This is a genomic window from Anaerolentibacter hominis (assembly GCF_032380675.1).
Lineage (GTDB): Bacteria > Bacillota > Clostridia > Lachnospirales > Lachnospiraceae > Anaerolentibacter > Anaerolentibacter hominis.
In genome coordinates this window covers 568,216-582,887 of record NZ_JAWDIX010000001.1, presented here as the reverse complement: position 1 = coordinate 582,887, position 14,672 = coordinate 568,216, and the positions used below count along the sequence as shown (strand labels likewise).

11 protein-coding genes are annotated in these 14,672 nt (G+C 48.0%); 5 read left to right on the top strand and 6 right to left on the bottom strand.

Annotated features, from left to right (window positions below):
* Nucleotides 1-10 precede the first annotated feature (10 nt).
* The gene (locus tag ABCW47_RS02545) at nt 11-733 is read right to left on the bottom strand and encodes an MBL fold metallo-hydrolase (protein ID WP_343208296.1); all 723 of its coding nucleotides are present in this window, start codon (nt 731-733) and stop codon (nt 11-13) included.
* A 476-nt stretch (nt 734-1,209) separates the two neighbouring features.
* On the opposite strand from ABCW47_RS02545, the gene ABCW47_RS02540 reads away from it, so the two are divergent.
* Nucleotides 1,210-1,986, top strand: coding sequence for a DeoR/GlpR family DNA-binding transcription regulator (locus tag ABCW47_RS02540; RefSeq protein WP_343208295.1), 777 nt, complete (start codon nt 1,210-1,212; stop codon nt 1,984-1,986).
* A gap of 64 nt (nt 1,987-2,050) precedes the next feature.
* The gene (gene deoC / locus ABCW47_RS02535; RefSeq protein ID WP_343208294.1) at nt 2,051-2,791 is read left to right on the top strand and encodes a deoxyribose-phosphate aldolase; all 741 of its coding nucleotides are present in this window, start codon (nt 2,051-2,053) and stop codon (nt 2,789-2,791) included.
* Nucleotides 2,792-3,015: 224 nt separating this feature from the next.
* On the opposite strand, the gene uxaC is transcribed toward deoC, so the two are convergent.
* The 4 genes from uxaC to ABCW47_RS02515 all read right to left on the bottom strand — a co-directional run bounded on the left by uxaC (nt 3,016) and on the right by ABCW47_RS02515 (nt 8,588).
* Entirely contained in the window at nt 3,016-4,419 is a 1,404-nt protein-coding gene (gene uxaC, locus ABCW47_RS02530; RefSeq protein ID WP_343208293.1) for a glucuronate isomerase, read from the bottom strand.
* A 15-nt stretch (nt 4,420-4,434) separates the two neighbouring features.
* A complete protein-coding gene (locus ABCW47_RS02525; RefSeq protein WP_343208292.1) occupies nt 4,435-5,928 on the bottom strand; it encodes a UxaA family hydrolase in 1,494 nt (497 codons plus the stop codon).
* Nucleotides 5,929-5,979: 51 nt separating this feature from the next.
* Complete coding sequence (locus ABCW47_RS02520) at nt 5,980-7,449, bottom strand: tagaturonate reductase (RefSeq protein WP_343208291.1); 1,470 nt, start codon at nt 7,447-7,449, stop codon at nt 5,980-5,982.
* A gap of 113 nt (nt 7,450-7,562) precedes the next feature.
* Complete coding sequence (locus ABCW47_RS02515; RefSeq protein WP_343209573.1) at nt 7,563-8,588, bottom strand: PfkB family carbohydrate kinase; 1,026 nt, start codon at nt 8,586-8,588, stop codon at nt 7,563-7,565.
* A gap of 436 nt (nt 8,589-9,024) precedes the next feature.
* Here ABCW47_RS02515 and ABCW47_RS02510 point away from each other — a divergent pair, with 436 nt between their 5' ends.
* Nucleotides 9,025-9,810: an IclR family transcriptional regulator gene (locus tag ABCW47_RS02510; protein ID WP_343208290.1), complete on the top strand. Its 786-nt coding sequence runs from the start codon at nt 9,025-9,027 to the stop codon at nt 9,808-9,810.
* Between the two features lie 69 nt (nt 9,811-9,879).
* Here ABCW47_RS02510 and ABCW47_RS02505 read toward each other — a convergent pair whose 3' ends face one another.
* Nucleotides 9,880-11,973 (bottom strand): elongation factor G, encoded by a 2,094-nt coding sequence (locus ABCW47_RS02505; RefSeq protein ID WP_343208289.1) that lies wholly within the window; start codon nt 11,971-11,973, stop codon nt 9,880-9,882.
* Between the two features lie 437 nt (nt 11,974-12,410).
* Here ABCW47_RS02505 and aroF point away from each other — a divergent pair, with 437 nt between their 5' ends.
* Nucleotides 12,411-13,424 carry a 3-deoxy-7-phosphoheptulonate synthase gene (aroF, locus tag ABCW47_RS02500; protein WP_343209572.1) on the top strand — a complete coding sequence of 338 codons (1,014 nt, stop codon included), beginning with the start codon at nt 12,411-12,413 and terminating at the stop codon, nt 13,422-13,424.
* 27 nt (nt 13,425-13,451) lie between these two features.
* A complete protein-coding gene (locus ABCW47_RS02495) occupies nt 13,452-14,588 on the top strand; it encodes a prephenate dehydrogenase/arogenate dehydrogenase family protein (RefSeq protein WP_343208288.1) in 1,137 nt (378 codons plus the stop codon).
* Nucleotides 14,589-14,672: the final 84 nt, after the last annotated feature.

Here is a 14,672-nt window from a genome sequence, read left to right as displayed (position 1 = left end):
TTAGCTATTATTAATCATCGCATACGATGGAAAAACCTGCATTTCTGGCCTTTTCATAGTCGAAGATATCTTCCAGATGCATCAGATGAACCTTTTTCCTCTGTTCTGGTGTAAACTCTTTTGTAAATTCCACCAGCTTCTCAAACTGGGTATGAACAACTGCCTTGGGATTCATACTCACCTCATGATAAACATGGGTATACTTGTCTATGTCCATAAGTTTTGGATTGATGCGGCTGGAATCTCCGCTGTAGAACAAGTGAAATTTTCCCGGCGCCTCCATATCAAATCCATACATATCTTCTCCGAATATGGGTTCATGCTGCGTCCGTTCAAAGGAATAGAAGAGTTTCTCTTTTGGATCATCTAATTGGACTTCCCCCTCGACGTCGGTGCAGAATGTATATTTGTCACGTGTAACTCCCTGCATTTCAATAAAATCCTGGAGCTTGGGGTTGGGGAAATGTACCCAAATCTTATCTGGCTTATGCCGGTAGACCGTACTGTAAAGACAGAGAACCGCATTGGCCAGCCCGCCCACATGATCTCCGTGCATGTGAGTAATAAAGAAGTGGACCTGTGTCATACCCTCGAAAATGTTTTTTTCCAGCATCTTTGGCAGCACATCTCCGCCCTGGTCAAACACAATTACATCTGTTCCAATTTGAAAAAACGCACTGTTGCAGCCTAATTTCGTATTAAAGGCACTGCCATATCCAAAAAATCGTAACATTCTAATCCTCTCTCCCTTTCATTCCATCTGAAATGCTCTATTATTTGTAACATTTATTGTTATCAAGCAAGCTATTGCATCCGGAATTCATGCTTTTTTGTAACTTTTTGTTGTATTCACACCTATTTTTTATTATATTATAACATTTTTCTCATGTTTGCAACACTTTTATGTTATATTATTAATGATTTTGCCATAATAATTTGTTATAATAACATACTCAAACATAATATTGCAATTTTTAACATAAAAGTGTTATAATACTAACAGTTCTTAATTTGACAAGCTCTTTGAAAAGTTTTATCCTATGGGTATATTGATAGTAATAGTTCTGTTTTGCCTCTGATAACGCGGCTTGGTAACAGCATATATGGACAGATACGGGCAGTCCTCAGTCAAACGAACTATTCAAACTTATGATACGCACCAGGGAAGGAGAGATATGGCTTGTATGCGCAAAGTCATATGAAAGAAAGATGAACAAACGCTATAATCGAATTAACCGGATTTTGGAGATTATCAAAGATAAAGGCGGCAGCACCGTACGGGAACTGGCTGAAGAGATGAATGTATCAGAGATGACAATCCGCAGGGATTTAAAACTGCTCACGGAAGAGAATGCAATCAATACGGTACATGGGGCCGCATTTTTTAATCCTGGTTATACAAACAGTTCAGACAGCGACTACAGTTTGACACATGCGCAGATTTCCATGAATGAGGAAAAAGAACGAATAGGGAGGCTGGCGGCTTCACTGATTGAAGAAGATGAAGTCATCGTAATAGACACCGGTACCACTACCGAAAAGCTGGCCGCTGCCCTGAATTATAATCTGAAAGCAACCGTGATCTGCTACAATCTGAACATTCTCAACAGTGTTGCTTCGATGCCGAATATCACACTGGCCTTTGCCGGAGGATATTATCATCCAAATACCCAGATGTTTGAGAATCCTGAGGGGATAGCCTTTCTCCGCTCTCTGCGGGCCACGAAGATATTTATTTCCGCGGCAGGCGTACATGAAGAGCTGGGAATCACATGCGCCAACAATTATGAAGTCCCTACAAAGCAGGCAGTTCTGGCCTCTGGTATGGAGAAGATACTTCTGGCCGACTCTTCCAAGTTTGGGACGGTAAAATCATCTTATTTTGCCGTACTCAAGGATTTTGATACTGTCATTACAGACAGCGCTCTGCCGGAGGAATGGCAGGAACGGATAAAGGAAATGGGGATTCGGCTGTTCATGGCATAGCTGCTTGTGCTGCCTTCCGGTACTTCGTTGATATGGGAGCATTTGCTCCAGAATGGAGGTTATTATGAGCACGATACGATGTTTTAAACCAGGCGAACGTATCACGGCCAGGGAGGTGGCCCAGACAATTGACCACTCTCTTCTCCGCCCGGATATCACGGTCCAGGAGCTGATCGAAGGATGCGAACTGGCGAAAGCGTATGAATGTATTTCCGTCTGCGTAAGGCCGTCCGATCTTCCGGTCGCCTGCCGGGTACTGGAGGATTCCGGTGTTTTAGTTACCACGGTGATTGCTTTCCCGCATGGTACCGCAACCACAGAATCAAAACTTTTTGAGGTGGAGGACGCCATCGCAAAAGGCGCCGTAGAAGTAGATGTGGTCATGAACGTCGCCCGCTTTTTATCCGGGGAATATGATTACGTGGAAAATGAATTAAAGCTGCTCTGTGAGGCGGCTCATGAAAGAAATGTCCATTTAAAGGTAATCTTTGAAAATTACTATCTGACTGCAGAGCAAATTGTAAAGGCCTGCGAAATTGCAGAGCGGGCCGGTGTGGATTTTGTAAAGACATCCACCGGTTACGCTCCAGGCGGCGCCAAAATAGAAGATCTGAAGACAATGCGTTCCTCCTGCAGCCCGAAGGTAAATGTAAAGGCGGCCGGCGGAGTCCGCACACTGGACGCCGCTCTTGCTGTATTGGCAACGGGTACCATCCGCATTGGAACCAGGAGTACAGAAACAATTCTGGAGGAAGCAAGGAAGCGCGAAAAAGAAGGCACTTTGATTTTACCTTCCGAGATCTGATTTACTACAGAACAAAGTGGGCAAGCCCATAGTGGCTCCCCTAACCCTTCAATCTTTGAGGGGCTTGTACGCTTTGCGCGCCGAGCGTAGTCAGCTTCGCTGACGTTCTCCTCTTACGCGAGTGTGCATAGAATATTTTTATTACATACGAGGAAAGTTTGGAGAACTTCCTTGTGTAATAAAAAAGTTGCTGCAGCCTGTTGGCTGCAGCAACTTTTTTCTTGCTATTTCACCGGAATAAAGTTCTTTGCATTATGAAAGCAGATGTCCTGAACAATTTTGCCCAGGGTGTCCATATCCGCCGGATACTCCCCGTTTTCAACCAGCTCACCGATCAGGTTGCAGAGAATCCTCCGGAAGTATTCATGTCTCGGGTAAGACAGAAAGCTTCTGGAATCCGTCACCATACCGGTAAATTTAGAAAGCATACTGTCCGTCATCACGGTGCGCATCTGCTCCTCCATGCCGTATTTGTGATCCAGGAACCACCAGGCGCTTCCCATCTGCATCTTTCCGGGAATACCATCCCCCTGAAAATTTCCCAGCATGGTGGCAATCATATAGTTATCTCTGGGATTTAAGCTGAACAGGATCGTCTTGGGCAGCTCTCCATTTTTATCCATAGCATCCAGCAGCTTTGACAGAGCCGGCGCATAGTTATAATCATTAATGGAATCAAATCCCGTATCCGGTCCCAGCTTTTCAAACATCCGGCTGTTGTTGTTCCGCAGGGCAGCCACATGGATTTCCATAGCCCAGTCGTATTTCTTATACTCCGCGGCCAGGAACAGCATAAGATTCGTCTTATATAAATCCTGCTCCCGTACACTCAGCGCCTCTCCCTTTCTGCCCTTCTGGAACACAGCTTCCGCCTCGCTCTCGCTGCCCTCCTCATAAGGGATATAGTTAAAGGCATGATCGCAGGCTCCGCAGCCCATCTCATTGAAAAACGCAATCCGCTTCTTCAGCGCATCTTTAAAATCCTGGTATGTATCAATCTCCATCTGTGCAGTTGCGGCAAGGTTCGTTACATATTCCCCAAATGCTCCGTTTTCCGGCTGGAGAGCCTTGTCCGGCCGCATGGCGGGCACAACCTTAGTCTTCATCTTCCCTTCCTGCCGGATCTTCTGGTGATATTCCAGCGTATCCGCAGGATCGTCCGTAGTACAGACCGCATATACATTAGAGCGCTCAATCAACCCTCTGGCCCTAAACTCCTCCGTCGCCAGGGCGGCATTGGTTTTTTCCCATATTTCATCCGCCGTCTCCGGGCTCAGGGGTTTCGTGATTCCGAAAAACCTTGCCAGCTCCAGATGAGTCCAATGATAGAGCGGATTGCCCAGCAGATATGGCATCGTCTCCGCCCATTTCAAAAACTTCTCATAGTCCGAAGCATCTCCGGTAATATATTTTTCATCAATGCCCATGGTCCTCATCTGACGCCACTTATAATGGTCGCCTCCCAGCCACACTTCCGTGATCGAGGCAAACTGCTTATTCTCCCAGATTTCCTTCGGGCTTAAATGGCAGTGGTAATCATAGATCGGCATATCCTTTGCATAATCTTCATACAGCTTAACAGCCGTCGGATTGGACAGCAGAAAATCTTTGCCCATAAATTCCTTCATCGTTACGTCCTCCTTCTATAGTGTAACACCGTTCTTAAACAGCGCAATTTCTTTATAACCATACTCTTCATTGCGGGTGTGCACCTTGCCCGAGGCCAGCTTTAACAGATATTCAAACAATTCATCCGCCGCTTCCTCAAAGTCTTTTCCCTCCAGAATCACTCCTGCATTGTAGTCAATCCAGTGTTTCTTTCTCTCATACAGCCTGCTGTTGGAAGAGATCTTTACCGTAGGAACCGCTCCCCCGTAAGGGTTGCCCCGGCCTGTTGTAAAGAGGATGATCTGCGCGCCGCTGGCTGCCAGATTTGTGCAGGAAACCAGGTCGTTGCCCGGTCCCGTAAGGAGATTCAGGCCGTTCTTTACCGCCTGCTCCCCAAGGGCAAGCACATCCACCACAGGGGCTTTCCCTCCCTTCTGGATACAGCCAAGAGACTTTTCTTCCAGGGTACTGATACCGCCTTTTTTATTCCCCGGAGACGGATTTTCATAGATCGTCTGATGGTGGTCCATAAAATACTGCTTAAAGTTATTGATCAGCCCGACTTCCTTCTCAAATACTTCCTTGTCCACCGCCCGGTCCATTAAAATCGTTTCCGCTCCGAACATCTCCGGCACCTCGGTAAGGATTGTCGTCCCCCCGTAGGCCGTCAGCTTGTCATTGATCCTGCCGCAGAGGGCGTTGGCGGTAATGCCCGAAAAGGCGTCGGAGCCGCCGCATTTAAACCCAATCACCAGTTTAGATGCGTCCACCGGTTCCCGGTGAAACCCGGCTGCATAGTCAGCCAGGGAACGGAGAAGCTCCATTCCCTCCTCATACTCATTTTCCGCTTCCTGCGTGACCAGGAATTTAACCCGGTTTTTATCGTAATCTCCAAGGAACGGGAGAAAGGTTTCCAGGTTGTTATTTTCACAGCCAAGGCTTAAAATTAATACCCCGCCCGCGTTGGGATTTTCAATCAACCCCTTTAACAGAATTCTGGTCGTTGTCAGGTCGTCTCCCATCTGGCTGCAGCCGTAAGGGTGCGTATAAGCACAGACCCCGTCCACTTTGTCCCCCAGGGCCTCCCCCGCCTGTTTTTCCAGAATCTTGGCCGTGGTATTCACGCAGCCCACCGTAGGAATGATCCACAGCTCATTGCGTATACCTACTCTTCCGTCCGGTCTTACGTACCCGTCAAATTTTGCCCCTGCCGGCTGGCCGCTCTCTCTTTTGAATCCGCCGCCATAGCTGTAATTTAGCACGCCTTCCAGATTGGTCTTCAAATTATGTGTATGAATATGATTTCCCTTTTTTATATCACACAGCGCATGCCCGATGGGATGCCCATATTTAATTATGTTATCCCCTTCCTGCAGATCCTTTAATGCCACCTTGTGGCCAAAGGGCAGCGGATCTGTCAGAGTGACAGTCTCACCGTTCAGTTCCAGAACCTCCCCTGCCGGAAAATCTTCCAGGGCTACGGCCACACTGTCCTCAGGCATAATCTGTATCAGCTTCTTTTTTTCCATTTTCCCGAACCTTTCTCCGCCGGCGGCATTTGCACACCGCCCGGTTATCCTCTACAGAATGTCCTGAATTACATCCGCAATATTGCTGGTTTCCATCATAGACAAATACCCGGCCACCGCATCTGCAAGTCCTTCCACCTCTGTTAAATCCCTGCCGCTCCAGAAGCTCTCATTGGAGAGCACCGCTGCTGCGATGGTAACCGGGGTTCCGATCTCCCAGACCTTTGAGAAAAAGTCCAGAACTTCCGCATCATCCCGGATCTGATATTTGGTGCCGTCCGCCCGGCAGCCCATATAGACGCCGTCCTCCATCCTGCCCTGATAGAACTTGATGAAGGCAGCCAGCGAGAAGGTGAGAAGCTTCGGCAGTTTTCCCATCCGCTCCACATAGGCCAGCAGGGATGGAAGACATCTGGCATTAAATTTCGAACAGGAATTCAAAGAGATATCCAGAAGATTGTGCTTAATATACGGGTTAGCAAACCGCGCTCCCACCGCTCCTGCAAATTCTTCCAGTTCTTCCTTCGGCAGGTCAAGCGTAGGAATAATCTCCTGAAACAGCATCTTATCCAGATAAGTTTTGAACAAATTATCGTTCATAAGATCCAGAACAATATTATGGCCGGAGAGGTAGGCCGCCAGAACCGTACCGGTGTGGCCGCCGTTTAATATGCGGACCTTTCTGGTTCTATAAGGCGTCACATCCTCCGTCCAGATCACGTTGCCTCCGTGCTTATGGATCGGCAGAATATCAGACCATTCTTTTTTACCCTGGATCACCCACAGGTTAAAAAGTTCGCTGGTCACAATTACATTATCTTCATAGCCAAGCTTCTGTGCAAAGGCTTCTGCCTCATCCCTGGGATATCCGGTCACGATCCGGTCTACCAGAGTGCTGGTAAAGTGATTATCCTCATCCACCCAGCGGATGAACTCCGGTCCCAGATCCCATTCCGCCGCATATTGCAATACGATCCTTTTTAAGTTCTCGCCGTTGTGGTCAATCAGCTCTACCGGGAGGAAGAGCAGCCCCCGTGCAGGGTCTCCGTTAAAAGCTTTGTATCTTTCATAAAGAAAAGCAGTCACCTTGGCCGGGAAAGAAGCCGGCGGAGCATCGTCAAGCTTATCTCCTTCCCTGTAGGCAATCCCCGCCTCCGTGGTGTTGGAGATAACCACCTCAAGATCTGCGCTTCTGGCCAATTCCATCAGCGCCTCATAGTTTTCATAGGGATTGATGCACCTGGACACCGATGTGATCTTCTTCGTCTTCTCAACCGGCTCTCCATCCTCAATCCCTCTCATCACCAGCGTGTAAACTCCATCCTGGCTGTTGATAACTTCGCCCATACCCTGGGCAATCGGCTGGCACAGCACAACACTGCCCTGATAGTCCCCCGCCTCGTTGGCATTGTCAATCATCCAGTCCGCGAAAGCCCGCAGGAAATTCCCTTCTCCAAATTGCAGAATTTTCTCCGGGTAATTCCCGTATACCTTTTCCACTGTTTCGTTTACCTTCTTCATCTTCCCGATACCTTCCCCTTCACTATTTTAATCCGTATGAGAAGGAGCTGCGGCAAACAAACGATTTGCAGCAACTCCTTCCAGACCGGCTTCTACCATCCGGTATCCTTTTATTATCTCTGTACACGTCCGGAGCCATCGCCGCCGGCAAGTTTTAATACTTCATCTACCGATACGTGGTTTACATCGCCCTCGATAGAATGTTTCAGACAGCTTGCAGCAACCGCAAACTCAATCGCATCCTGAGGCGCGAACTGGTTCATCACCGCATAGATCAAACCGCCGCCGAAGCTGTCGCCGCCGCCCACACGGTCTACAATATGAATCAGATAGTTTTTACTGAAGTAATAGTCATTTCCATCATAGAGCATAGCAGCCCAGTTATTATCGTTAGCGGAGATAGAGCCTCTCAGGGTAATCGCCACCTTGGAGAATCCAAACCGGTCTGCAAGCTGTTTTGCCACATCCTTGTATCCCTCGTGGTTTAACTTGCCGCCCGCAATATCCGTATTGGCAGCTTTGATGCCGAATACATCGCTGGCATCCTCTTCATTGGAAATGCAGACATCCACATATTTGCACAGCTCACCCATAACCTGCCCTGCTTTTTCCCTGCTCCAGAGATTCTTCCGGTAATTTAAATCACAGCTTACCGTCACGCCCTTTGCCTTTGCCGCCTTGCAGGCTTCCAGGCAGACTGCTGCAGCTTTGTCGCTGATAGCCGGTGTAATTCCGGTAAAATGGAACCACTCTGCGCCGTCAAAAATCTTATCCCAGTCAAAGTCATTCACATCCGCTTCTGCAATTGACGAGTGAGCCCGGTCATAGATAACCTTTGACGGTCTCTGGGAAGCGCCTTTTTCCAGGAAATAAATACCTACCCGGTCGCCGCCCCGGACGATATCGCCGGTGTCCACGCCGAACTGACGCAGAGAATTCACAGCCGCCTGACCGATCTCATGCTTCGGCAGCTTGGTCACAAATTTTACGTCCATTCCGTAATTTGCAAGGGATACCGCCACGTTGGCCTCCCCGCCGCCATAGGTTGCTCCCAGACTCTGTGCCTGAACAAAACGATAATAGCCTTCCGGAGCCAGTCTCAGCATAATCTCTCCAAATGTAACTACTTTTCCCATAATAATCTCCTTCTTTTTCTTCATCCTTTATTCTGCGCACCAAGTGCGCTTGTACACCAAAGTGCGCTTGTACACTAAGGTGATGATATACATAACGAATCAGCCGGAAATCCCCTCTGAAAAGGTCTGTTTTCCGGCATAAAACGGATATGCTGTCACAGATTTTTAAATCCCTCCGGCATCAGCCGGTGTGTATCGGCCGCAATCCCAAACGGCCCATCTTTTCGGGAGGTAATTCGGCAAAATGAGTATCTGCAACAGCACGTCCCAGTTGTTCCGCAATATGAAACTCATTTTCATATTGTGGTATTAACTTAGTTTGATTATAGGCGGCCTCCCTTTTATTGTCAAGAACAAAAGTCCTTGTTTTTCCAAAATATCCATGCTACAATACATGCAGTTTCACATTATGAAATGTATTGACAGGGAGGACGTTTTTATGGAGGATAAAAATCCTATTCAATCGGCAGGCCGAATCTTTCATGTGCTGGAAACACTGGCTGACACCGGTCCTGCAGGACTGATGGAGCTGAGTGATTTTCTCGCACTGAACAAAAGCACCGTACACCGTCTGCTGGCTTCCCTTATCTATATGGGTTATGTAACCCAGGATTCAGGCACCGGAAAATACATGCTCACCTTTAAGGTCGTGGAACTGTCCAGAAAGGTACTGGCCCGGACCGATATCCTTTCTCTGGCCCACCCCCGTCTGGAGCGCCTGGCCGGTGAGTGCAGGGAAACCGTACATCTGGTCCGCCGCTCCGGCAGCAATGTCATCTACATCGACAAGGTAGAGCCTGTCTGTGTGCGGGAAAGCGCTATCCGCATGGCCTCCCAGGTAGGATCGCTGCGGCCTCTGTACTGTTCCGCAGTGGGCAAAGCCATCCTTTCCACCCTTTCCGAACCGGAAATCCGAAGCATATGGACGGAAAGCCACATTGAAAAGAAGACGGAGCACACGATTACCTCACTCCCTCTTCTTCTTGACGAGCTGAATGAAGTACGCCGCCGCGGCTATGCTCTGGACAACGAGGAAAACGAAATTGGCGTCCGCTGTATCGCGGCTTCCATCTATGACTTTCACGGCGAAGCCCTCTATGCCTTCAGCATATCCGCTCCGATCAGCCGCATGGATGACGCCCGGATCGAATCTCTGGCCAGCTATGTACTGGCAGCAAAGAAAGAGCTGGAATCCCGGATGGGTTCCGATGCCGGTCATCCATAAATCCATTCTATCGAAACAGGAATCCGTCCTTTTGGACAGATTCCTGTTTTTATCACTGCTTATTTCATCTTATTCTTCAGAATTAGCTTCCGCCTTCTTCGCAGCTTCTTCTACTACCTTCTGCTGAATATCGGACGGAGCCTGCTCATAGCGGGCAAATTCATAGGAGAAATCTCCCATACCGCCGGTCATTGACCGAAGATCCGTAGAGTAGCCAAACGTAGCTGATACAGGGATATCAGCGATGATCTCCTGCTTGTTGCCCGGAAGCGGGTTCATGCCAAGCACTCTCCCCCGGCGTTTGTTCAGATCACCCATAACATCACCGGTGTATCTATCCGGAACCACAACTTTCAATGCAGCAATCGGCTCAAGAAGAACCGGACTGGCTTCCATGAAGCCCTGTTTGAACGCCTGGATCGTCGCCATCTTAAATGCCATCTCCGAAGAGTCAACCGGGTGATAGGAACCATCCACCAGAGTTGCTTTCAGTCCCATAACCGGATATCCGGCCAGAGGTCCCTTCAGGACGCTCTCGGCAATACCCTTATCCACTGCCGGGAAGTAATTCCTCGGCACCGCACCGCCGAATACCTTTTCTTCAAATACATATGGTGTCTCCAGATCGCCGGAGGGTTCGAATTCAATATGAACATCGCCGTACTGGCCGTGGCCGCCGGACTGTTTCTTATACTTGCCCTGTACTTTAACTTTCTTGCGGATCGTCTCTCTGTAAGCTACTTTCGGTTTCTTGATCTCCACCTCTACTTTATAGCGGTTGAACAGCTTGCTGACTACCACTTCCAGATGCTGGTCGCCCATGCCGTAAAGCAGAGTCTGACGGTTGTCCTTATCGTTGACGGATTTCAGTGTTACATCCTCATCCATCAGTTTCGCCAGAGCCTGGGATACTTTATCAGCATCTCCCTTATTCTTGGTTACATAGCGCTGATAGGTATATGGCTGAGGATATTCCGGCAGATCATATACAACCGGAACCGCCTTCGTCGCCAGGGTATCACCGGTGGATGTGTTGGACAATTTTCCAATCGCACCGATATCGCCGGCCCGAAGCTGCGAAACTTCAATCTGCTCCTTGCCGCGCAGCACATACAATCTGGATAATTTCTCTTCTGTATTCTTCGCCACATTATAGATAACAGAATCCGATTTCAGGATACCGGAACACACCTGAACCAGAGAGAATTTACCGATAAACGGATCGGCAATCGTCTTAAATACTCTGGCCGTCATCGGCTTGCTCTCGTCAAAATCGCCTTCAAAAACTTCATTCGTCTTTGTATTCACGCCCGGCAGATGAAGCTTGCTGGGACTTGGGAAATAAATCTGGATGGCTTCCAGCAGCATATTGGAACCCTGGGCATATAAGCCGGAACCGCATAAAACAGGAACCACAGAATTATCAATCACACTGGCGCGCAGTGCGTGAGAAATCTCCTCGTATGTAAACTCTTCACCGGAGAAATACTTCTCCATTAAGTCCTCGCTGGTCTCCGCAACTGCTTCCAGCAGGGAGTCACGGCTCTTCTGAAGATGGTTCTCCACATAATCCGGGATATCGCAGTCATCGTGATTGCTCATGGTGGTAAAACGGCGTCCCTTCATCTTTATAACATTAACGTATCCAACGAATTTTTCATTTTCACGAATCGGGATATGGAACGGCGCAATCTTCTTGCCGTATAATTCTTCCAGCCGCTCTACCACTTCACGGTAGCTTGCATTATCCACATCCATATCAGTAACAAAAAACATTCTGGGAAGATTGTATCTCTCGCAATAATCCCAGGCCTTCATCGTGCCTACTTCCACGCCCGCCTTGGCAGAAACCACAATAACCGCTGCGTCGGCCACACGCATCGCCTCTTCTACTTCACCTACAAAATCAAAATATCCGGGAGTATCCAGAATATTAATCTTCGTATCATCGTACTCAATCGGCACTACGGTTGTATTAATGGAAAACAGTCTTTTGATCTCTTCTTTATCATAATCACTGATGGTATTGCCTTCTTCTACTTTACCCTGTCTCTTCGTAATACCTGTTGTATACGCCATGGCTTCAACCAATGTGGTCTTGCCACAGCCACCGTGGCCTAACATAACGACATTACGAATCTTTTCTCCGCTATAAACTTGCATATTCTTATTCCTCCTGTCCGTTTTGTAAGTCTGAGACTTATAGATATATTCTACTAAAAAACATGGATTATTACAACTCTTTTATGCGTTTTAGACAAAACTTTTCACAAAGCCTTCGCATCTCATTACAAAACATACAATTTTCCCCATGATTTCCTCTTTAATAGGTAATTTTGTCCAAAATGCTCAAACTGTTCAAAAATTATATTCAAAAGATTCCTATTTACATTTTTACTTTAAAGCGTTACACTTTAACTCGTCATAGTGTTGACAGTGTTTCTTTCCTGTAGTACAATGTGGCGTAGCCAAACGGCAGAAAATAACCGAAAGAAATCTGGAAAACGGAGGCCATGCAAACCATTCATCTTTCGGCTCATATATTCGTCCATACGGGGCATCAGAAATATGTCACCGGCGGACCTTGCATGGAATATAGTATGATTGTTGTAATGAAACCCGGCGCAAGCCAAAAATCTATAGAAAAAATTGTTGGGATCATTGAGGAAAACGGACTTGAGGTTCATCTTTCCGCCGGTAAAGAAGTAACGATTATCGGCGTCATCGGAGACAAAACCCGACTCATGAATCAGAATCTGGAGCTGGCCGACGAGGTAGATAAAATTGTCCCGGTTACAGAAACCTATAAACTGGCCAACCGGAAGTTTCATCCGGCTCCATCCGCGGTAAAGGTGGGTAACACCGCAATAGGCGGGAAAGAGATCGTTATTATGTCCGGCCCCTGTGCAGTAGAAAACGAAGATCAGATTCTGGAAACAGCGATTGCCATCAAGAAATCCGGAGCACAGATTCTGCGCGGCGGAGCCTACAAGCCCAGAACTTCTCCCTATACCTTTCAGGGCCTGGAAGAAGAGGGGCTGAAACTGATGAAGGAAGCCAGAGATGTCACCGGCCTCGCCGTGGTGTGTGAAGTCACCAGCCTGCAGGCAATCGAGGCAGCTGTGCAATATGTGGATATGCTCCAGATAGGCGCCAGGAACATGCAGAACTTTTACTTATTAAAAGAGGCAGGGAAAACCGGGCTGCCGGTACTGCTAAAACGCGGATTGTCCGCAACCATTGATGAATGGCTCAACGCGGCAGAATATATTCTGGCGGAAGGCAATCCCAATGTGGTATTATGTGAAAGAGGAATCCGTACATTTGAGACAGCAACCAGGAATACACTGGATATCAGTGCTGTCCCTGTAATAAAGGAAAAGAGCCATCTTCCTATTATTGTTGATCCCAGTCACGCATCGGGTGTCAGAAACTATGTAAAACCCCTAGCCATGAGCGCAATTGCCGCAGGGGCGGACGGCCTGATGATCGAAACCCATCCCGATCCCTCCAGAGCTCTTTCTGACGGGCCCCAGTCCCTGACATTTCCCATGTTTGACGCTCTGTGCCAGGATTTGAGGAAGGTTGCAGGACTTATGGACCGTACGTTTTAACTGAACATGTGTCTGAAAGGAATAAAAATGGAAACAAGCGTACCTGATTTTAAAAATACAGAATCCATACAGGTGATCGGCTTTATCGGTCTGGGCCTGATCGGCGGCTCCATCGCCAAAAGTTTAAGGGTGTGCCATCCCGGGTGTGAGATTCTGGCTTATCAATACAATGAGCACAGTGCCCGGTATCTGGCCAAAGCAATGGAGGAAGGGACACTGACCGGAATCTGTCATGATATAAAAGATTTGTCCAGATGTGATATCATTTTTCTGTGTGCTCCGGTGTCAGCCAATATGGCTTATCTTGAGAAATTAAAACCGGTTGTAAAGCCCACCTGCCTGATCACCGACGTGGGCAGCGTAAAGGGAAGTATCCATCAGGCGGTTCTCCGGCTGGATATGGACGGGCAGTTTATCGGAGGCCACCCTATGGCCGGTTCGGAGAAAACGGGTTATGACCACGCTTCCCGCCGTCTGCTGGAAAATGCCTACTATATACTTACTCCCACCCCTAGGACGCCAGAAAATTATACCGCCCTTATGAGCCGGCTGGTAAAAGATATGGGGGCAATCCCCGTCATACTGGACAGCCGGGAACACGATAATATAACAGCCGCCATCAGTCATGTCCCCCACATCATCGCCGCTGCGCTGGTAAATATGGTACATGATTCCGATGACAGCCGGGAACTGATGAAATCTCTGGCTGCCGGAGGCTTTAAGGACATCACCAGGATTGCCTCCTCCTCTCCGGAGATGTGGGAAAGCATCTGCATGACCAACCAGGAAAGCATTCTGGATTTTCTGGACCGCTACACCGCCTCCTTAAACGAGTTCAAGGAAATGCTTCACGATGGCAGGAAGGAAGATATCTACCAGACCTTTTCCCGTTCCAGAGACTACCGGGATTCCATTCCCAGCCATTCTCAGGGGCTGTTTGGGCGTGTTTATGATCTGTATGTCGATATACCGGATGAGACCGGCGCCATTGCCATGATCGCATCTATGATGGCAGCCAATGCCATCAGCATCAAAAATATTGGCATCATTCACAACAGAGAATTTGCCGACGGAGTTCTGCGCATTGAACTATACGATGAGCAGTCCATGATAAAAACGGCAGGGTTATTAAAGAATCACTACTACACGATCTATGAACACTGACACTTGAGAACAAAGTGGGCATACGCAATTGCGCATAGAATATTTTTATTACATAGGAACGTCAGGAGAACTTTCCTATGTAAC